Consider the following 20,559-nt stretch of genomic DNA (forward strand, 5'->3'; position numbering starts at 1 on the left):
CTACCGCAACGCGCCCGACGCGGGCAACTCCGGCAGCGCGGTCTCGTACAACCACCGGTTCCACAGCGGCCGCAGCGACGCGGTGCAGTAGCGCCCCGCCAGATCGGCGAAATCCTCGGTGCTGACCGTCGAATGCCGGTGGCGCGCAGTCCATTCCCGCAGCAACCCGAGGAATCCGGGATCACCCAGCGTCAACCGCAACGCGTGCACCGTCAACGCGCCGCGCTTGTAGACGCGGTCGTCGAACATCAGCTTCGGCCCGGGATCCCCGACCACGATGTCCTGCGGCAGCCGGGCCAGATTCTGCCGCGCCGTACGCGCCAGCTTGTCCGCACTCGGACCGCCACTGGCCTCGGACCAGATCCACTCCGCGTAACAGGCGAAACCCTCGTGCAGCCAGATGTCGCGCCACTGCCCGACGGTCAGACTGTTGCCGAACCACTGGTGCGCCAGCTCGTGCGCGACCAGCCGTTCGGCGCCGCGCCGACCGTCGCAGTGGTTCGCCCCGAAGATCGAGATCCCTTGCGCCTCAATGGGAATCTCGAGTTCGTCATCGGTGATCACGACCGTGTACGACCCGAACGGATACGGCCCGAAACGCTCCGCGAACTCGGCCATCATCTTCGGCTGCCGCGCGAAGTCGTGATCGAAGTCGGCGCGCAGCCGCGGCGGCAGAATCGCCTGCATCGGCACGCCCTCGTGCACCGAACCGATCCGGTACTTGCGGTACTGCCCGATCTGGATCGTCGCCAGATAACTGGCCATCGGTTCGGGCTGGTCGTACACCCAGGTGGTCTGGCTCGCCTTGGTCTGTTTGCGCACCAGCTCACCATTGGCGACGGCGTAGTACGGCGAGTCGGTGGTGATCGAAATCCGGTAGCTCGCTTTGGAACTCGGATGATCGTCACACGGGAACCAGGAGGCCGCGCCATTGGGCTGGCTGGCCACCAGCGCGCCCTCGGTCAGTTCCTCCCAGCCCACCTCGCCCCACGGTCCGCGCACCGGCGCGGGCGTGCCCGCGTACTGGACCGCGATGACCAGGGCGCCGCCCGAGGGCACCTTGTGCGCGGGGGTGACGGTGAGTTTCCCGCGATGATGCGTGTACTTCGCCGCCTTCGATCCGTTGACGAAAACCTTTGTCACACCGAGGGATTGCGACAGATCCAGCGCGAACCGCGGCTGCACGGCGGTGGTCACCGCCGTGATCGTCGCGCGGCCCGAGAGCCGGTTGCTGGACACCTTGTAGGTCAGGTCCAACTCGTACCGGGAGACCCGGTATCCGCGATTGCCGTTCTGTGGGAGATATTCGTCGATCGGTGGTGCGTAGAACTTGTCCACCATCAACGACGCCCCCGCCCATCCGGCCACGGCGCGATCGGATTGCCTTGCCAGCGGGTCGAATCGGGAACCGTGTCACCACGCATCACCAGGGAGGCCGGGCCGACCGTCGCGCCCGCGCCGATGCGCGCCGCGGGCAGCGCCACGCAGTGCGGGCCCAGTGTCGCCCCCGCCTCGAGTGTCACCGTATCCATGGACATGATCCGATCATGGAACAGGTGTGTCTGCACGACACAGCCGCGTTCGACGGTGGCGCCGTCGCCGAGCGTCACCAGGTCCGCCTCCGGGAGCCAATAGGATTCGCACCACACGCCGGTGCCGATCTTCGCACCCAGACCGCGCAGCCAGATGTTCATCACCGGGGTGCCGGTGGCCGCGCGCGCGAACCAGGGCGCGGCGACGGTCTCCACGAACGCGTCGGACACCTCGTTACGCCAGACGAACGAACTCCACAGCGGATGTTCCTCCTGCCCGATCCGGCCGACCAGCAGCCATTTCGCGGTCACCGCGCAGCCGCCCGCGAAAACGCCCGCCAGCAGCAGCACCACACCGGAAACCAGTGCGGCGAACCAGTATCCGACCGTCGCGGCGAGCCAGGCCAGCGTGAACAGCACGCCCAGGCCGATGCCGAAGGTCACCACCACCGGCACCAACCGGCAGGTCTCCACGATGGCGCGCGCCAGCCGCAGCCGCACCGGCGGATCGAAGGTGCGCGCGGTATCGGAATCACCGGCGGTGCGGCGCAACCGCACCGGCGGGCTGCCCAGCCAGGACGAACCGGCCTTGGCCTTCTCCGGCGCGGCCGAAAGCACCGCGACCAGGCCGTTCTTCGGCACCCGGCGGCCCGGCGCGGTCATCCCGGAGTTGCCCAGGAACGCGCGCTTGCCGACCTTCGCCTCGCCGATGCGCATCCAGCCGCCGCCCAGTTCGTAGCTGGCGATCATGGTGTCGTCGGCCAGGAACGCACCGTCGGCGACGGTGGTGAACTTCGGCAGCAGCAGCACGGTCGAGGCTTCCACGCCCTTGCCGATGTTCGCGCCGAGCAGCCGCAGCCACACCGGCGTCAGCAGGCTCGCGTACAGCGGGAACAGGAAGGTGCGCGCGGAGTCCATCAGGCGTTCGGTGGTCCACACCTGCCAGCCGATCCGGCTGCGCACCGGATAGTAACCCTCGTGCAGGCCGATACTCAGCAGTCGCACCGCGATGACCGTCGCCAGTGCGAACACCGCCAGGCTCAGCACCGTGGCGACGGGCAGCATCGCGTATGCGTGCCCGAGGGCGGCGGCCCCTGTGCGATCGTCGCGAATCCACCAGGCCAGCAGCGCGCCGCCGACCGCCAGCCCCAGCACCGGCATCGCGGCCAGCGCCATCGAGGTCAGGCCGAAGGCGATCACCCAGTGTCCCGCGCGCGCGGGAGTGTGTGGCGGCCAAGGGTATTCGGCCTTACCGGTCTTCACCGCGGGCGAACCCGCCCACTCCTGCGCGGCCTTCACCTTGCCGAAGACCGCGGAACCCGGCGCCACGACGGCGTTCTTGCCGACCACCGCGCCGGGCAGCAGCGTCGAGCGCGAGCCGATCACCGCGCCCGCGCCGATCCGGATGCCGCCGATGTGCACCACATCACCGTCGATCCAGTGTCCGGCCAGGTCGACCTCGGGCTCCACACTGCATCCGTCGCCGAGTTCGAGCATGCCGGTGACCGGCGGCAGGGTGTGCAGGTCGACGCCCTTGCCGACCTTCGCGCCCAGGGCACGGGCGAACGGCACCATCCAGGGCGCGCCGGACAGGTTCTCCGCGCCGCTGGCCTCGGACAGCCGCACGGCGGTCCACAGTCGCAGATGGACCGTGCCGCCGCGCGGATAACTCCCCGGGCGCACCCCCAACAACAGTGTGCGAGCGCCGATCACGCAGATCGCCATGCGACCCAGCGGGGTGATGAACAGGATGAACGCCAGCAGCAGCCACCACCAGGACAGCACCGGCAGCCACGGCAGCGAGCCCGACCAGCTGGCGATATTGGTGACGATGCCCAGCCACGTCAACCACTGCAATCCGGTCAGCGTGGTGAGCGGAATCCCGATCAGCACCTGCGCCCATTGGGCAAGGCGCGGTGTGGGTTTCACCAGGCGCGGCTCCACCGTCGCGGCGGGCGCGGCGGCGTCCAGGTGTTCGGCGAGGGCGCCCAGGCGCGGATGGTCGTAGAGGTCCGCGACCGTCACCTCCGGGAAACGTTCACGCAGCGCGGTCACCAATTGCGCCGCCGACAGCGAACCGCCGCCGAGGTCGAAGAAGTCCGCACGCGGGCCGGTGACCTCCGCGCCGAGAATCGAATTCCACAGTCCCGCAAGCCATTGCGCGGTGCCGTCGAGTTCGCTGCTGGGATCCTGGCTCGCACCGGGCAGCGGCCAGGGCAGCGCGTTGCGGTCGACCTTGCCGGAGGTGCGGGTCGGCAATTCCTCCAGCAGCGCCAGGCGCGGCACGAGCGGGGCGGGAAGTTGCTCGGCCAGTTGCGCGCGGGCGGCCTGCACGTCGAAATCCGGGTTCGCGCTGGCCAGGTAGCCGACCAGAATCTTGTTGCCCGCCTTGGTGGTTCGCACCGCGCACGCCGCGCCGCTGACGCCGGGCAGGTTCTGTAGCGCGGTATCGATCTCGCCGAGTTCGATGCGGCGGCCACCGATCTTGACCTGATCGTCGGCGCGGCCCAGGAACAGCAGTCCGGCGCCGTCGAAGCGGACCAGATCGCCGCTGCGGTAGGCGCGCTGCCAGCCGAGCGTCGGCATGGGCGCATACTTCTCGGCGTCCTTGGCCGCGTCCAGATAGCGGGCCAGCCCGACACCGCCGATCACGAGTTCGCCCGGATCCCCTTCGGGCACAGGCTTTCCCGAGGCCGGGTCGACCACGGCCAGATCCCAGCCGTCCAGCGGCAGGCCGATCCGGACCGGCCCCTGTCCGGTCAGCAGGGCCGCGCACGCCACGACGGTGGCCTCGGTGGGACCGTAGGTGTTCCAGACCTCGCGCTCGCCGCTGCCCGCGAGCCGCTCGGCCAGGTCCGGCGGGACGGCCTCGCCGCCGAAGATCAACAGCCGCACCGCATCCAGCGCCTCGGCGGGCCACATCGCGGCCAGCGTCGGCACCGTGGACACGATGCTGATCTCGCGGCGCACCAGCCACGGGCCCAGATCCATACCGCTGCGCACCAGGGCGCGCGGGGCGGGCACCAGGCAGGCGCCGTGCCGCCAGGCCAGCCACATCTCCTCGCAGGAGGCGTCGAAGGCGACCGAGAGTCCGGCCAGTACCCGGTCGCCGGGGCCGATCGGCTTGTCCTGCAAGAACATCCGGGCTTCGGCGTCGACGAAGGCGGCGGCGTTGCGGTGGGTGACCGCAACGCCCTTGGGGGTCCCGGTGGAACCGGAGGTGAAGATGATCCAGGCGTCGTCGTCGATCTCGGGCGGACCGTCCGGGGTGGGGCGGGTCGTGCCGGTGACGCCGGTCGCGGCGATTCCGGCGGCGGTGACGATCGCGCTGACGCGGGCCTCACCGAACACGAGCTGGGCACGCTCGTCCGGATCGTCGGCGTCGACGGGGACGTACGCGGCTCCGACGTACAGCGTGGCGAGGATGGTCACATACAGCTCGGCGGTGCCCGAGGGGATGCGGATCCCGACGCGATCACCGCGGCGCACCCCGGCCGCGCGCAGTCGGTCGGCGGTGTCGTCGACCTCGGCGAGCAGTTCGGCGTAGGTGAGCACATCGGAGCCGTCGTCCAGGGCGGGCGCGTCCGGGTGCTCCCCGGCGGTCGCGGTCAGGACGTCGACGAGGGTGCGTGGCGGCGCGGCCTGCGCGGAGCGCAGCAGGGGCGAGGAATCCTCCGGCCCCGGGACCTGCGGCCGTGAAACGTCCCACTGGAGCGTCACGTACTGTCCACCTTTCCGGATCCGCGCAAGCGCGCAACCCGTTGTCTCACGCCAGGGTTACCGATGCGCAAACACAACACTTCGGTTCGGCTCACCCTTCGCCGGGGCGGGGCCGTCCTGCCGGGCGGATCGCCTCGATTCGCCGGAGCTATTGTCCCAGGTCGGCGGAATGGTTGCGGCAGAGGGTTGTCCCCGGCGTGGCTGACGCCCGCGCGTCGCGACCGCGAGTCGCCGTTTTCGCGGGCCTGGTTCGCGTCGCTGGAGAACATGCCGGTCGGTTGGGTATTTGCCGGAAATCAGCTCACACAGCGAGCGCCTGCGGAATTCTCACGGCGCTCCCAGGCAGGGCTCGGATCCTCGTTCTCACACGAGCCGAATATCCGGTTCGCACGAGTGGACAGGAATGCCATGCCGTCATCGGATCCCGGCCGCCGGGCCGGTCGCACCGCGACCCGGGTACTGGCGGCGCTGGGCGTCGCCGGAACCGTCGGCGCGGCCGCCCTCGCGTCCGGCGACACGCACGCTGCCAGCGCGCCTACCAGCACGAACAGCACCAACAGCAGTACCGCCGCGACGAGCGGCAGCAGCGATTCGAACACCTCGTCCGGGACCGCCACGCAGGTCGGGACCGGGTCCGGCACCGCGCACGCGCAGTCGGCCGGATCATGACCCCGCGCACGCTCGACGACCGCACCGCGGCGGCCGACTGGGAGGTGTGGAGTACCCGCGCCCGACTGGTGGTGACCGACCCCGCCCAGCTCGTCGCAGCGCAGCGGACGATGCGCGAATATCTCGACGCCGCGGACCGCGCGTGCAGCCGATTCCGGGACGATTCCGAGCTCAACGGGCTGACCGCGCGACACGGTCGTCCGGCCGTCGTCGGCCCGCTGCTCGCGGAGTATCTGCGCGCGGCGCTCGCGGTGGCCGAACAGACGGCCGGTGATGTGGATCCGACGGTCGGTGCGGCGCTCGTGCGGCTCGGTTACGACCGCGATTTCGGGCTGCTCGCGGGCACTGACACGCCTGCTCCGCCGCAGGTCGTCATCGCGCGTCGGCCGGACTACCGGGCGATTCTGCTCCACCAGCAAACCGTGACCGTACCCCGCGAGGTGCGGCTGGATCTGGGTGCGACCGCCAAGGCCGTCGCCGCGGATCGGTGCGCGGATCTGATCGCCGAGCGGTTCGGTTGCGGGGTGCTGGTGAGTCTCGGCGGTGATATCGCCACCGCCGGGTCTGCTCCCGAGGGCGGGTGGCAGATCGAGGTTCGGGACGGTCCGAACGAGCCGGGCTGCCGGATCTCGCTGCCCGCGGGTGCGGCGATGGCCACCTCGAGCACTATTCGCAGGCGATGGAAGCGCGGTGGCCATCTGGTTCATCACATCGTCGATCCGCGTACCGGGGTGGCCGCCGAAACTGTTTGGCGCACTGTGTCGGTCGCGGCGGATACGTGTCTGACGGCCAATGCCGCCGCCACGGCCGCGATCGTCCGGGGGCACGACGCGCTGGGGCCGCTGCGCAGGTCCGGACTTCCGGCCCGGTTGGTCGATCGGGGCGGGCGGGTCGGCACTGTCGGTGCCTGGCCCGCGGAACGGTAGGTGGATCCGATGAGTCACGAAGCTCTCACGCAGGCGCTGTGGGCGTTCGGCCGCGGCAGTGGGGTCGCCGCGCTGGTGGTGTCGACCGTCGCGGTGGTGGTCGGGATCGCGGCCCGGTCGGGGCGCGCTATCACCTTGCCGCGCAGTGGAATTGCCGAACTGCATCGTGGTGCGTCGCTCATCGCGTGTGCGCTGGTCGCGATTCATGTGGTGACCCTGCTCGCCGATCCCGACGCACAGTTGCGGTTGATCGACATCCTGGTGCCGTTCGCGGCGGACTACCGCCCGCTGTGGCTGGGACTCGGGACCGTCGCGGTCGATCTGCTGATCGCGGTGGTCGTCTCGGCGCTGTTGCGGCATCGGCTCGGGCCGCGCGTATTCCGGCTGATCCATTGGGCCGCATACGGTTTGTGGCCGGTGGCGCTGGTACACGCGTTGGGGACCGGCACCGACGCCGGGCGGCCATGGCTGCTCGCGATCGCCGGGGTCTGCGTCGTCGCCGTCGCCGGGGCGGTGACCTGGCGGGCCGGGGCGAATTTCACCGAATTCGGACGGATACAGCGAAGGAGTGTGCGATGAGCACGACCATCATCGAACCCGCCGCGCCTGCGGGAACTCGGCGGCTACTGCTGTCCGTGCCTGAATTATCCTCGCACGCAGGGCATTTCGGGCCGATACCGGTGATCTCCGACGGTGCGGCCGTGCTGGATGCCGTGACCGCTGCCGGACTGCTCGGACGAGGTGGCGCTGGATTCCCGGCCGCGCGCAAGCTCGCCGCTGTCGCGGCGGGACGTCGTGCGGTCGTCGTCGCCAATGGGGCCGAGGGTGAGCCCGCCAGCAGCAAGGATGCCGTATTGCTCGCCCGCGCACCGCATCTGGTGCTGGACGGGCTCGGTATCGCCGCGGATGTCGTCGGCGCGCGTGAATGCCATTTCTACGCACCCGCCGCCGCGCTCGACGGCATTCGCCGCGCACTCGACGAACGTCGCGCCTGCGGATACGACCGGCGTTCCGTGCGGCTCACCGCGTCGCCGGAGAGCTTCCTGTCCGGGGAGAAGACCGCCGTGATCAACCGGATCGCGGGACTGCCCGCCGTGCCCGGCGACCAGCTCGTCAGCACGTCACAGTCCGGGCTGCGTGGCCGCCCGACCCTGGTGCACAACGTGGAAACCCTCGCCCACCTGGCCCTCATCACCCGTTACGGCCCCCGCTGGTTCCGCACTGCGGGCACCCCGGACGAGCCCGGCACCATGCTGGTCACCCTCTCCGGGACGGCAGCGACCGGCGTGGTCGAGGTCCCCCTCGGCATCCCGCTGCTCGATCTGCTCACCCGCCACGGCCGAACCGATCCCCGCACCGTGCGCGCCATCCTGGTCGGCGGCTACCACGGCACCTGGATCCCGGCCGCCGCGCTGCACCGCGCCGCGCTCTCGACGGCCGCCCTGCGTCCCCTGCACGCCACCCCCGGCGCGGGCGTCATCCGGGTACTCCCCCGGACCGAATGCGGCCTGCACGCGTCGGCCGACATCCTCACCTACCTCGCCGCCCAGAGCGCCCGCCGCTGCGGCCCCTGCCGCCACGGCCTCCCCACCCTCGCCACCACCTTCACCCCACTGGCCCACGGCCACCCCGCCGACCCCCGCGAAATCGCCCGCCTCGCTACCCTCGTCGACGGCCGCGGCGCCTGCGCCCACCCCGACGCCACCGCCCGCCTCATCCGCTCCACCCTCGACGTCTTCGCCCACGACGTCACCCGCCACCTACACGGCCACTGCGAAGTCACCGACACCACCCCCGGAGCACGATCATGATCCACAACGGAAACCCCAACGGCAACTTGCGATTACACATCGATTGGACCCGCTGCGACGGCCGCGGCGTATGCAACGAACTACTCCCGGAAACCCTGGCCCGCGACGACTGGGGCTACCCGCTCACTCACGACCACCGAGACCCCGTCATCGACCAGGGCCGAATCACCGCCGCCCGCGAGGCCGTCGACCTGTGCCCACGCCTCGCCCTGACCCTGCACAGGGGTTGATCGAGGCCCGGAGGTTCCATCTGTCGGGGGATCCTCCGGGCCGCGGTTTCCGGGATCAGAGGGTTCTGCGCGCTCACGAAGTATCGGAGCCGCGCGCGATCCGCAAGTCACCGTCGTACCCGAGGGCACCTGCGCTCGCATCGACATCCGTTGCGGCAGTAGCGATTCAGCCCCGGAAGATCCCTATGCCCAGCACACCTCCGAATCGCGGTTCAGTGCGTTATAGGCCCGGCCGCACACTCCAGCGGCGACATCCGTTGCGGCAGCGATGGTTCAGGCCCAAAGGATCCCGGGTATCTGCGGGATCCTCCGGGCCGGATCACAGGGGTTTGCGCAAGGCGGCGAGGAACATTGCGTCGGTGCCGTGGCGGTGGGGCCAGAGTTGGGCGGCGGGCCCGTCGCCGAGGTCCGGAACACCGGGGAGAAGGGGGCGGGTGTCGAGTTCCTCCGCGCCCGTGCGGCGGGCGACGTCGGCGACCACCGCGACTGTTTCGGGGAGGTGTGGTGAGCAGGTCGAGTAGACGACCACTCCGCCGGGGCGCAGCAGATCCCATGCGGCGGTGAGCAATTCGCGTTGCAGGACGGTGAGGTCGCGGACGTCGGCGGGGGTGCGTCGCCAGCGGGCCTCGGGGCGACGGCGTAGTGCGCCCAGTCCGGTGCAGGGCGCGTCGACCAGGATGCGGTCGTAGCCCGGGGTCAGGCCGCTGTCCCGGCCGTCCGCGACGTACACGGTGACCGGGAGGTCGCGGACGGCCGTGCGGACCAGCTCGGCCCGGTGCTCGGCGGGCTCGACCGCGTCGACGTGGTAGCCGTCGATATCGGCCAGACAGCCCAGCAGCGCAGCCTTACCGCCGGGGCCCGCGCACAGGTCGAGCCAGCGACCGGCGTCGGGACCCAGGAGTTCGGCGCGGGTCAGCGCGAGCGCCACCAGTTGGCTGCCCTCGTCCTGCACACCGGCCAGCCCTTCGCGCACCGGTTCCATCGCACCGGGGTCGCCGCCGTCGAGGTAGACCGCGTAGGGCGACCAGCGGCCCGGCTCACCACCGGTGACCAGCGCCAGTTCCTCGGCGGTGATAGCGCCGGGCCGCGCGATCAGATGTACGGCCGGGCGCTCGTCGTCGGCGGCCAGCAGCTCGCGCAACTCCCCCGCCGACGCGCCCAGCGCATCCGCGAAAGCCTGCGCGATCCATACCGGATGCGCGTACTCGAATGCCATGTGCCCCACCGGATCCCGGGGTGCGAGCGCATCCACCCAGCCCTGCTGATCCCGCTCCCCCGCCCGGCGCAGCACCGCATTCACGAAACCCGCCTTACCGGAACCGAATTCGGCCCGCGCCAATTCCACCGAGGTGTCGACCGCGGCATGCGCACCGACCCGCGTCCGCAACAACTGGTACACCCCCAACCGCAGCACATCCAGCAGCGGCCCGTCGATCTCCGCGACCGCACGCCCCGCCCCCGCCTCGATCACCGCGTCCAACATCCCCATCGACCGACACGCACCATAGGCAAGCTCGGTGGCGAACGCCGCATCCCGCCCCGAAACCCGCCGCTCCCGAAGTAGTTTGGGCAACACGAGATTCGCATAGGCATCCCGCTCCCGCACCGCCCGCAACACATCCCGAGCCACCTCACGCGGCGCATCCACGACCGAGGCATTGCGCCCACCCGCTCGACGCGCCCCCTCCCCGCCCCGGCCGGCAACTCGACCGCCCCCATCACCGCGCCCGCTCCCCCCGCCGCGACTCCCCTGCCTCTGCACGCTCCCTTGCGGGTCACGCGGCTTCGACCGAGCATCATCCCGATCACTCGCCCGGCCGCGACTCCCTTGCCGCCGCATGTCCCCTTGCGAGTCACGCCCCTTCGACCAAGCATCATCCCGCTTACTCGCCCCGCCACGACTCCCCTGCCCCTGCGTGCTCCCTTGCGAGTCACGCCCCCTCGACGGAACGTCATCCCTATCACTCGCCCCGCCACGACTCCCCTGCCCCCATGTGCCCCCTTGCGAGTCACGCCGCTTCGACTGAACGTCCTCCCGACCACTCGCCCCGGCCCGTCGCTGTGCACCACCAACGGCCCCGGACCGTCCGGACGAGTCGGACCGACCCGCAGTCCGCCCTCCAGACTCGCCACCCCGCCCACCAGCAGTCGACGCGCCCCCGCTTCGATCACCGGCCCGGCGACCATCACCGGTACCGGATCCACCGGCACGCCCCCGAGAATCTTGTTGCGACGCAACATCCTCGGCTTGTCGCTGCGGATTCGGCACACGATCGGCGGAGGCGGCACCACCCACGCGCCGAGCCCCCGAACGATCCGAATCACTCCGGCGCGGATCCCCACCCCATTCGCCTCGACCACCACTCGCCCGTCCGGACGACCGCCGCTCGGACTCCTCCGACCGCGCCCTGTCACCCACGCCTCTCGACGCGCCGGAGCCTCGCGTCACCTTCCCACTCCCGTAACCCGAATTCGCCTGTCCCACACCATCACCGACTCCACGCCCATCTTTCTGCCGAGCATTTCCATCTCGCTTGTCCGACACATCACTCGCACGACCCACTCGAGGCTGCCCCGGGCCAGCCGAACGCGTCATATTGCCCGCACGACCACCCTCGCCCGCACGCCCACCTGACTTCCGATCCTCGCCTGCACTCCCACCTGACTTCCGATCCTCGCCCGCACTCCCACCCGACTTCCGATCCCCGCCACGCCCCGAATTCGCTTGTGACGCACCAGATGTGCGTCCGGAATCGGCACGTCGGCGCGCATCCCCCGAACCACCCGACGCTCGACCGCCCGACCCCGCGGCCTCGTCGTTCCCGTCCCGCTCCGAGCGGGTCATCCGATCACCGCGCCGGGTTCCAGGCGAGCGCCGCGAGCCCAATCGAGGGCGGGCATCATGCGTTTACCAGGGGGTTGGATCTGGTCGAGGCGGACCGCGGTGGTGGCGGTACCGACGAAAACACCCGATTTACGAACCTCGATCACGCGAGGCGGCAGCACCTCCTCGACCAACTCCACGGGGCCGAGTTTGATTCGCTTACCGTCGATTTCGGTCCACGCACCGGGGGCGGGGGTGACCGAGCGGATGCGGCGGCTCACCGCGAGCGCGGGCTGATCCCAGCGCACGTGCGCCGCCTCCACATCGACCTTCGGCGCGTAGGACACGCCCTCGGCGGCCTGCGGAACGGCTTGCAGCACACCGTCCTCGATCCCGTCCATCGTCGAATCCAGCAGTCGCGCACCGGATTCCGCGAGCCGCCCGAGCAACGTCCCGGCCGTGTCGGTAACCCCGATCCGCTCGGTGAGCACCCCGAACACCGGCCCGGTGTCCAGCCCCTTCTCGATCAGGAAGGTAGCCGCGCCGGTGATCTCGTCCCCGGCCAGGATCGCGGCCTGCACGGGAGCGGCCCCGCGCCAGGCGGGCAGCAGCGAGAAGTGCAGGTTCACCCAGCCGTACCGCGGAATGTCGAGCACCTGCTGCGGCAGCAGCGCACCGTAGGCCACTACTGGACAGCAGTCCGGGGCCAGTTCGGTGAGCTGCGCGACGAATTCGGGCTCAGCGGGTTTGCGCGGGGTGAGCACCGGAATCCCGTGCTCGTCGGCCAACTGCCCGATCGGCGAACGCGACACCTTGCGCCCGCGCCCGGCGACCGCGTCCGGACGGGTCACCACCGCGACGACCTCGTGCCGCGTGGATTCCAGCAGCCGCCGCAACGAGGGCACGGCCGGTTCGGGCGTCCCGGCGAAGACGAGCCGCATCAGTCCCCCTGTCCCGCCGTGGCGACCCGCACCCCGGCCACCTCGGCCGCGGACATCACGGTCTTACCCGCGCCGAACCATTCGGATTCACGCACCTCGCGCAGCGCGGCCTTGCGCGCGGCCGGATCGAGCCGGTCGAGATAGAGCACACCGTCGAGGTGGTCGAACTCGTGCTGCACGCACCGCGCCAGCAGCCCCTCGGCCTCGAATTCCACCGGCGCACCGTCGACGTCGACGCCCCGCGCCCGCACCCGCAACGCCCGGGTGACGTCGTAGCGCAGTCCCGGAATCGACAGGCAGCCCTCCGCGCCGGTCTGCTCCTCGTCCCCGAGCACCTCGTACGACGGGTTGATCAGATGTCCGGCGCGCGGCGTGCCCGCCCGGCTCGCCGCGACCGTGTCGTACACGAAGACGCGCAACCCCACGCCGATCTGCGGCGCGGCCATGCCGACGCCGCCACTGGCGTGCATGGTGTCGGTCAGATCGGTCACCAGTTGACGCAACTCCCGGTCGAAGGAGGTGGCCTCGTCCGCGCGGGCGCGCAGGACGGGGTCGCCGAACAGGCGAACGGGCTGGACGGTCACGGTAACTCCCCGAGGCGATGAAGGATGCGGGCTTGCGGTCGCCTCATTTTACGGATGGCCCGATTCAGGTGTGCGCGCCCAGGATCACCTCGGGGATTCCGGTGCCCAGCGGCACGAACCGGCATTCCGGCGCACGCGCGTGCGCCGGGTCGAGCACATTGCGCAGCAACTGCCACACGTACGGGTCGTACACCATCTGGAAATGCCCGGTCAGATCGATCGAGCACAGATCCTGCAACACCACGTTGCGCGCCCCGGGACCACGCAGTTCCATACTCCGATAGGGCTGGATCATCTCGTCGACGCGGCTGATGATCGTGGTGTACTCCACCCCCGGCACGGTGTCACCGCCCTCGTTCAGCTGCCGGATGAACGGCGACCCCGCGGCCTGCTGAATCGCGGCCAGCGAGGTCAGATCCCGATACACCGGCCACAGTCCGGGCAGCGCGTCGGCGAGCGGCACCAGCCCGTACATGATGCCGCCGTTCGTCGGTGAGGCGAGCCCCACCCAGCGCCCCACCTTCGACGCGCCCCCGAGTTCGCTCACGTAATACCGGGTCACATTCGCCCCCTGCGAGAACCCGACCAGATCGACCTGCCGCGCACCGGTGGCGGCCAGCACCCGGTCGACGAACTCGCCGATCTGCGCGGAGGAGATCCACAGATCCTCGGTGCCGTAATGGGTGGCCCCGGGCTTACCCCCGTAATCCAGTGCGAAGACGCAGAATCCGGCCTGCGCGAGTTGCGGCCCGACCCCCGCCCAGTCGGTGTAGGCCGACGCGTCGGTACCGTGCGCCAGGATCACCGGACGCGGATGCGCCGCGCCGGGTCGGCATCCGAAGTCGTTGGCGCCCAACGGAGTAGCTCCGGGATGGGCCTTCTCGTACTGCACCGCCCCCAGATGCCCCTGCTGCGGCGGCCCCGGTTGCACGGGCACCACCGGCGGTACATATCCGGGCGGCCGCGGCGGTTCGGCCCGGCCGAGTGTGCCGATCCCGAGGATCAGCGCACCGGCCAGGGCGACCGCCGCGGCCGTCCGATGTGATCGGTTCCGGCGACGCGTGCGTCCCGAGTGTTGTGACCAGCCCCGAGCAATGCGGGGTCCGCATTGTGCCATGTCCCGATCATCGCGCACCCGGACCGGAAATCCGTGCCGCAGCGCGGCTCACCGGCCCGAAATCACGATTCACTTCTCGCCGGTCTCGTCGTCGGCGAGGATCCGGTAGAGCGAGCGACGCGCCTCGGTGAGCACCTCGGCGGCCTTGGCGGCCTGCTCCGCGGTACCGGCGCGAGCCACCTGCGCGACCGCACCCATCAGCTGACCGACGAGTTCGCGCAGATCCAGGGCCTGATCCCCGACACCGTCGCGGACCTCCTGCCACGGATCGCCGAGTTCGTCCGCCTGCTGCTGGACGTATTCGACACCGGAGTCGGTGAGCTTGGCGGTCTTGCGACCCGCCACCTTGTCGATGAGCACCAGACCCTCGTCCTCGAGCTGGGACAGCGCGGGGTAGATCGAGCCGGGGCTGGGCCGCCAGACGTCACCGCTGCGTTCGCGGATCTGCTGGATCAGCTCGTAGCCGTGCATCGGACGGTCCTTCAGCAGCAGCAGGATCGCCGCGCGCACATCACCGCGCCGACCCCGGCCGCCGCGCCCGCGACCGCGGCCGAAACCGCGGCCGAAACCGGGTCCGAAATCGCCGCCGAACGGGCCGAATTCCGGTCCGAAACCCGGACCGCCGTGCGGACCGCGACGGAAGTGCTCGCGACCACCGGGGCCACGGCCTTCCCGTCGACGATCGCCGGGGCGTGGTCCGCCGCGGCGGCCACGCATATTCATGTTCTCCATGTTCTCCATGGGAAGCCTCCTCAAGGCTTGTTCTTACGATTACTTCATCGACGATATATCGACAATGCATCTTAGACAAGTGTGAGGTGGCGCACGAACCGACCGTTCGCTCAGTTCGAGGGGATCCAGTTGCCGTGGAATCCGGTGGGCACCCGATGCGGCAGGGCGATACTCGCCACCGTCTCGAGGGTTCCGGCGTCGAGGATGGCCAGCTCGCTCCGGTCGGTCGCCGCGTCGTGGACGAAGCCCATCAGCACGCCGTCGTCCTCGGCCGCGTCGGGCGAGGACGGCTCGAAGACGAACTCCCCCAAGCCTTTTCCGACGCCGAAGGAACGTTCCGCGGTATTGCCGGTGCGCAGATCGTGCTTGTACAGACTCGCGCCGGACTCCAGATCACGCCCGACCGAGGGCGCGTACCCGTACCGATGCGGCCGACCCACCAGCCGCTCGTCCACCCGGGGGAACTCCTGCGGCCGATCGTCCAGCCGCGACTCCCGCACCTTGCCCGCGTTCAGGTCGACCTCCCACCGATCCAGCGCCGCACGCCCGGACGGACCGCGATGCCCCTGCTCGAACATGGTGTCGTAGCGAACCACGTCCAGCACGATGACGCCGTCCTCCTCATAGGCGTTCATCGGATGGAACACGTAGCACGGCTCGATATCGAACCACCGCACATCCGCCGCGCCGCCGGTGCGGGGCATCACCCCGATGCGGGCCGGATACTTCGGATTCCAGCTGTACGGCATCCGCCGATCCCGAACGGGCGCACCCGAACTCGGCGTCGGCGGGGTCGGCACCCGCACCCGGCCGACCATCGCCGAGAGCATCAGCCGGACCGGCAGCCGCAGCCTGCGCGGCACACTCATCTCCGCGGCGACCTTCGCGTCGAAGGTGACCGGCAGGTCGTAGAAGACCACATGGTTCTCGGTGAGCGAGAAATCGTGCATCATCGGCGAACCGCCGACCTCGATGTCGACCGTGCGACGCGCCCGGCCGTCCACGCCGATCACCGAGTACTGCACCCGATTTCCGCGCAGGAACGAATACGACACCGCGTGCAGCTCCCCGGTCGCCGGATCGCGTTTGGGATGCGCGGTGTATCCGCCGGTCAGCGTGCCGTCGAAATCGCAGACGCCGACCGTGTCGAGCTCCTCGGTCAGCTCGTACGCCGGCCCGCCGCCCTCGACGATGGCGACCGTGCGCCCGGCGACGCCGATCACGCTGGTGTTCGCGCCCTCCCCACCGGTGACCGCCGCACCCGCGCGCGGCTGCTCACCGAGCGCGGCCGAGGTCTTCGGGCCGCGCACCCAGCGATTGCGGTACCACTCGGCGCGGCCGTCGCGCAGCCGCAGGCCGTGCACCATGCCGTCGCCGCGGAACCAGTGGTACAGCTCCGGATCCAGGTCGCCGACCGGATTCGGGCCGTTGCGCAGATATCTGCCGTCGAGGTGCTCCGGGATGGTGCCGGTCACCTGCAGATCGGTGAGTGTGAATTCCTCCTGGAGCGGCGCGAAGCCGCCCTCGAGATAACGATTCCCCATGTCAGGCTCCTGCCATATAACAACGTTATATGGACTACGATAACCTCGTTATGGAGGTGTGGCAACAGTGAGTTCCCATTCCCGTCCGTCGAATCGGCGGACCGGCGCGCAGATGCGCGAACAACTGATCGAAGCCGGAATGCGGCTGCTCGAGGAGGTCGGGCCCGAGGCGTTGCAGGCGCGTCGGGTGGCCGCGGAGGTCGGCGCCTCGACGATGGCCGTCTACACCCACTTCGAAGGCATGCCCGGATTGGTCTCGGCGATCGTCACCGAGGCGTTCATCCAGTTCGGCGCGGCGCTGGACGCGGTCGCGCCGACCGAAGATCCCGCCGCCGACTTCCTCGTGATGGGCGCGGCCTACCGCCAGTACGCCCTGGACAGTCCGCAGCGCTACCGCCTGATGTTCGGCCTGACCTCACTGCACACCGGCGCGGTCGCCGACTTCACCACCGAACCGCTCGAGGACTGCAGCGACACCGCGACGTATCTGCAACTCGTCACGGTGGTGCAGCGGATGATCGACGCCGGGCGCATCCGCCCCGATCCGCCCCGGCAGGTGGCCGCACGGCTGTGGGGGCTCATCCACGGCGTCGTCCTGCTGGAACTGACCGGGCATCTCGGCACCGAGGGCCAGGCGCTGACCGCCGTTCTCGGGCCCGCGACCATCGATCTGCTGACCGGAATGGGCAGCGACACAGCCGAATTGGAGGCATCGATGCGACGCGCGGTCGAGACGATCGTCGAAACACTCGGGCTCGGTGTCGAACCCGACAGCAAGATGGCCGAACCCGGTTAGGTCAACGGCGAATCCCCGCTCAGGCCGCCAGCGAATCGATCCACTCCTCGAGCCGACGCCCTTCCGCGACCATCAGCTCCGGATCACGAAAAGTGTTGGTGAGCAGCGCAATTCCCTGGTATGCGGCGACCAGCGCCACCGCGAGTTCGGCGGCGTCGGACCGGCCCATCGCCGCGAACTGCACCTGAACCCAATCGATCAGCTCCCGCATGACCACGGCCATCTCCCGATCCAGACCGTCGTCGCGCTTGTCCAGCTCGGCGGCCAGAGTTCCTGCGGGACAACCGAATCGGGCGGCGAGGTCGCGCTCGCCAACCCATCCCCGAACGAGTTCCTTCAGACGATCGGCCGGAGCCTGGCGCTGCTCGAGTTCCGCGATCACGTTCCGTAACCCCTGCCCGTGTGCACCGATGGCCGCCTGGACGAGTTGGTCCTTGGTCTTGAAGTAGTAGTAGACGTTGCCGACGGGAACATCCGCGGCGCGCGCGATATCGGCGATGGTCGTCTTCTCCACGCCCCGCTCGTGGAAGACCCGCGCGGCGGCCGCGGCGAGCCGGTCACGCTTGCCCACTCGCTTCGACTCAACTGAGTCAGTCATACGACTAACTATAGACAACGCCCGGTCATTGGTCGTATCTTACTTTTAGTCAGCCAACTAACTAAGGATGTCGAATGTTCGTGGTAACCGGAGCTACCGGCAATGTCGGGGCAGCACTCGTACGGACCCTGGCGGGACAGGGCGAGAAGGTGGTGGCGATCTCTCGGGGTGAGAAGCAGAGCAACCCACAGGAAGGCGTCGAGTACCGGCGGGCCGATCTGTCCGATCCGGATGGACTCGCGACGGCCGCCGCCGGTGGTGACGCGCTGTTCCTGCTGCTGTCCGGTGAACAGGGCATCGCCGGACCACCGCCGGTCGAGGTGCTGCGCGCGCTCGAACGAGCCGGAATCCGCAAGGTCGTGCTGTTGAGTTCGCAGTCGGCACAGACCCGTCCCGGTAACCCCGCGACCACACGGATCACCGCTTTCGAAGCCGCACTGCGGAATTCGGACCTCGCCTGGACGGCGCTGCGCCCCGGCGGGTTCTTCTCGAACACGTTCGCCTGGATCGAATCGATCCGCACCCAGCGCGCGGTCCACTGGCCGTTCGGCGACATCGCCCTCCCTCAGGTCGCCCCCTCCGACATCGCCGACATGGCCGCGGCCGCCCTACGTTCGGACGACCACGCCGGACACGCCTACACCCTCACCGGCCCCGAACCCCTCTCCCCTCGCGACCAGGTCCGCACCCTCTCCGAGATCCTCGCCGAACCGATCACCTTCCACGAAATCACTCGCGCCCAAGCACTTTCGACCCTGACCGACCACATGCCCGCCCCCGTCGCCGAAGTCACCCTGTCCATCCTGGGCACCCCCACCCCCGAAGAACAACAAGTCAGCCCCCACATCCAACAAGTCCTCGCCCGCCCCGCCACCCCCTTCACCACCTGGGCCACCCACCACGCAGATTTCTTCCGCTGACCCCCACCAAATCCGCTGCCGCTCACGGGATTCAGCCGATACGGCTCGGCGATACGGGGCAGGCGACACGGCTCAACCGATATCGATGGGATCGATCTGGACGCGTAGGGGGTCGCCGGAGCGGCGGGTGCTGCGGACGGCGAGGGCGGCGGTGAGGGCGCGGGACAGGGCCGCGGCGTGGGTGCGGTCCGTGCGCAGGATCATGCGTTCGATCTCGGGCGGGGCGTCACCGGAGGAGAACGGGGTGCGGGCGCCGGGGGGAAGGGGCACCGGGCCCAGCACTTCCACTTCGGCGGGAAGCTTTGTCTCGCCGAGTAATTCGGCGATGGAGTCGATGGTGCCGTCGAGGGCGGCCAGGCGGACCGCGGGCGGAAAGCGGACCTCGGTTCGCGCGGCGAGTTCGAAGTCCGCGTGCGTCACCGGATCCCAGCGGACCAGCGCCTGCACGGTCGGCAGCCCCGGTTCGGCCATCACGATGACCTGACCGGTCGGGCGGACCAGCGTCGCGGCGCACATCCAGCGCCGCAACGCATCCTCGGCCGCCCGCAGATCCGCGCGGCCCAGCAGCGCCCAGCCGTCCAGCAGCAATGCGACGGCATACCCGCCCGGCACACTCGGCTCCGCACCGATGGTCGACACGACGACCTGCGCACCCTCGGACACCGAATCCAGGACGGTCGCACCGCCGGACCCCCGGATCGGCACCCCCGGGAACGCCCGGCCCAACTCCTCCGCCGTACGCGCGGCACCGATGACCACCGCCCGCAACGCCCGCGCACCACAGTTCCCGCAGCGGAAGGCCGCATCGGTCCGACCGCACCAGCGGCATTGCGGACTGTGCGCGACCTCCCCGGATCTGTTGCGCGACAACGCAACCCCCAACTCCCGTGTCGAACCCGCACGCGCGGAGTCGGATGCCGGACGCGTCCTGGCGGCATCACCGGGCAGCGCCAGCGGCCCATTGCAGTGCCGACAGCGCGCGGGCGTGCGGCACCGCGCACACGACAGCGCCGGAACATAACCGCGTCGTGGCACCTGCACCAGCACCGGATCCCCGGCGGCGAGCGCCTTGCGCGCCGCGGTGAAGGCCACGGCCGGAATCCGGACCGCCCGCGCGACCGGATCCCGTTCCAGCGCAACGTCACTGTCCCCCGGCGCGCTGATCCGCGGCGCGAACTGCCGCACCACGGCCCGCTCCGCGACCAGATCGTGCGCCCACCCCGAGGCGACCGCGGCCTGGATCTCCGCGGTCCGCGCGAATCCCCCCGCGAGGAACGCCGCCCCCATCTCGTGCGCCCGCAACATCGCCACCTCCCGTGCATGCGGATACGGCGAGCGAGGTTCGGCGTAGGTGTCGTCCCCGTCGTCCCAGATCACGATCAACCCGAGATCCCGCACCGGCGCGAACACCGAACTCCGCGTCCCCACCACGATCCGCGCCGACCCCCGCAACGCCGCCAACCACCGCCGATACCGTGCCGAAGGCCCCAACCCCGCCGCCAACCCCACCGCCGCCTCCCCCACCAACTCCGTACAGGCCCCCAACACCCGATCCAGATCTCGCTGATCCGGCACCATCACCACCACCCCCCGACCACCCCCCACCACCACAGCC

At 70.0% G+C, this 20,559-nt stretch carries 17 protein-coding genes; 7 read left to right on the forward strand and 10 right to left on the reverse strand.

What is annotated here, in order from left to right:
• Both NRB20_RS20540 and NRB20_RS20545 read right to left on the reverse strand, forming a co-directional pair.
• A complete protein-coding gene (locus tag NRB20_RS20540) occupies positions 1-1,341 on the reverse strand; it encodes a M1 family metallopeptidase (protein ID WP_153411818.1) in 1,341 nt (446 codons plus the stop codon).
• Positions 1,341-5,192, reverse strand: a complete 3,852-nt coding sequence (locus NRB20_RS20545) for a Pls/PosA family non-ribosomal peptide synthetase (RefSeq protein ID WP_153411819.1) — start codon at positions 5,190-5,192, stop codon at positions 1,341-1,343. Before NRB20_RS20545 ends, NRB20_RS20540 begins: the two co-directional genes overlap by 1 nt.
• 468 nt (positions 5,193-5,660) lie before the next feature.
• Between NRB20_RS20545 and NRB20_RS20550 the strand changes: the two genes are divergently transcribed.
• From NRB20_RS20550 to NRB20_RS20570, 5 genes are read left to right on the forward strand one after another with little or no spacing between them, the layout of a single operon-like run.
• Entirely contained in the window at positions 5,661-5,921 is a 261-nt protein-coding gene (locus tag NRB20_RS20550; RefSeq protein WP_153411747.1) for a hypothetical protein, read from the forward strand.
• A complete protein-coding gene (locus NRB20_RS20555) occupies positions 5,918-6,847 on the forward strand; it encodes an FAD:protein FMN transferase (protein WP_153411748.1) in 930 nt (309 codons plus the stop codon). Before NRB20_RS20550 ends, NRB20_RS20555 begins: the two co-directional genes overlap by 4 nt.
• A gap of 9 nt (positions 6,848-6,856) precedes the next feature.
• A complete protein-coding gene (locus NRB20_RS20560; RefSeq protein ID WP_153411749.1) occupies positions 6,857-7,426 on the forward strand; it encodes a ferric reductase-like transmembrane domain-containing protein in 570 nt (189 codons plus the stop codon).
• A complete protein-coding gene (locus NRB20_RS20565; RefSeq protein WP_153411750.1) occupies positions 7,423-8,658 on the forward strand; it encodes an NADH-ubiquinone oxidoreductase-F iron-sulfur binding region domain-containing protein in 1,236 nt (411 codons plus the stop codon). Before NRB20_RS20560 ends, NRB20_RS20565 begins: the two co-directional genes overlap by 4 nt.
• Entirely contained in the window at positions 8,655-8,888 is a 234-nt protein-coding gene (locus NRB20_RS20570) for a ferredoxin (protein ID WP_153411751.1), read from the forward strand. Before NRB20_RS20565 ends, NRB20_RS20570 begins: the two co-directional genes overlap by 4 nt.
• Before the next feature lie 319 nt (positions 8,889-9,207).
• Here NRB20_RS20570 and NRB20_RS20575 read toward each other — a convergent pair whose 3' ends face one another.
• From NRB20_RS20575 to NRB20_RS20600, 6 genes are all read right to left on the reverse strand, one after another.
• Positions 9,208-10,728 carry an RsmB/NOP family class I SAM-dependent RNA methyltransferase gene (locus NRB20_RS20575; RefSeq protein ID WP_153411752.1) on the reverse strand — a complete coding sequence of 507 codons (1,521 nt, stop codon included), beginning with the start codon at positions 10,726-10,728 and terminating at the stop codon, positions 9,208-9,210.
• A 1,001-nt stretch (positions 10,729-11,729) separates the two neighbouring features.
• Positions 11,730-12,653, reverse strand: a complete 924-nt coding sequence (gene fmt / locus NRB20_RS20580) for a methionyl-tRNA formyltransferase (RefSeq protein WP_153411753.1) — start codon at positions 12,651-12,653, stop codon at positions 11,730-11,732.
• Positions 12,653-13,237 (reverse strand): peptide deformylase, encoded by a 585-nt coding sequence (gene def / locus NRB20_RS20585; protein ID WP_319945180.1) that lies wholly within the window; start codon positions 13,235-13,237, stop codon positions 12,653-12,655. Before def ends, fmt begins: the two co-directional genes overlap by 1 nt.
• A gap of 64 nt (positions 13,238-13,301) precedes the next feature.
• Entirely contained in the window at positions 13,302-14,177 is an 876-nt protein-coding gene (locus NRB20_RS20590) for an esterase/lipase family protein (RefSeq protein WP_319945181.1), read from the reverse strand.
• Positions 14,178-14,423: 246 nt separating this feature from the next.
• Complete coding sequence (locus NRB20_RS20595) at positions 14,424-15,086, reverse strand: PadR family transcriptional regulator (RefSeq protein WP_153411821.1); 663 nt, start codon at positions 15,084-15,086, stop codon at positions 14,424-14,426.
• A 110-nt stretch (positions 15,087-15,196) separates the two neighbouring features.
• A complete protein-coding gene (locus NRB20_RS20600; RefSeq protein WP_153411755.1) occupies positions 15,197-16,630 on the reverse strand; it encodes a carotenoid oxygenase family protein in 1,434 nt (477 codons plus the stop codon).
• A 67-nt stretch (positions 16,631-16,697) separates the two neighbouring features.
• On the opposite strand from NRB20_RS20600, the gene NRB20_RS20605 reads away from it, so the two are divergent.
• The gene (locus tag NRB20_RS20605; RefSeq protein WP_319945182.1) at positions 16,698-17,426 is read left to right on the forward strand and encodes a TetR/AcrR family transcriptional regulator; all 729 of its coding nucleotides are present in this window, start codon (positions 16,698-16,700) and stop codon (positions 17,424-17,426) included.
• Between the two features lie 19 nt (positions 17,427-17,445).
• Here the strand turns inward: NRB20_RS20605 and NRB20_RS20610 are convergent, their stop codons facing one another.
• On the reverse strand, positions 17,446-18,024 hold the full coding sequence (locus NRB20_RS20610; protein WP_153411756.1) for a TetR/AcrR family transcriptional regulator: 579 nt from the start codon (positions 18,022-18,024) through the stop codon (positions 17,446-17,448).
• A gap of 74 nt (positions 18,025-18,098) precedes the next feature.
• Here NRB20_RS20610 and NRB20_RS20615 point away from each other — a divergent pair, with 74 nt between their 5' ends.
• Entirely contained in the window at positions 18,099-18,944 is an 846-nt protein-coding gene (locus tag NRB20_RS20615; protein ID WP_153411757.1) for an SDR family oxidoreductase, read from the forward strand.
• A gap of 72 nt (positions 18,945-19,016) precedes the next feature.
• Here NRB20_RS20615 and NRB20_RS20620 read toward each other — a convergent pair.
• On the reverse strand, positions 19,017-20,559 hold a 1,543-nt coding region (locus NRB20_RS20620; RefSeq protein ID WP_153411758.1), incomplete at its 5' end, for a primosomal protein N'.

The organism is Nocardia macrotermitis (assembly GCF_009604405.1).
In the GTDB taxonomy this organism is placed as follows: Bacteria; Actinomycetota; Actinomycetes; order Mycobacteriales; family Mycobacteriaceae; genus Nocardia; species Nocardia macrotermitis.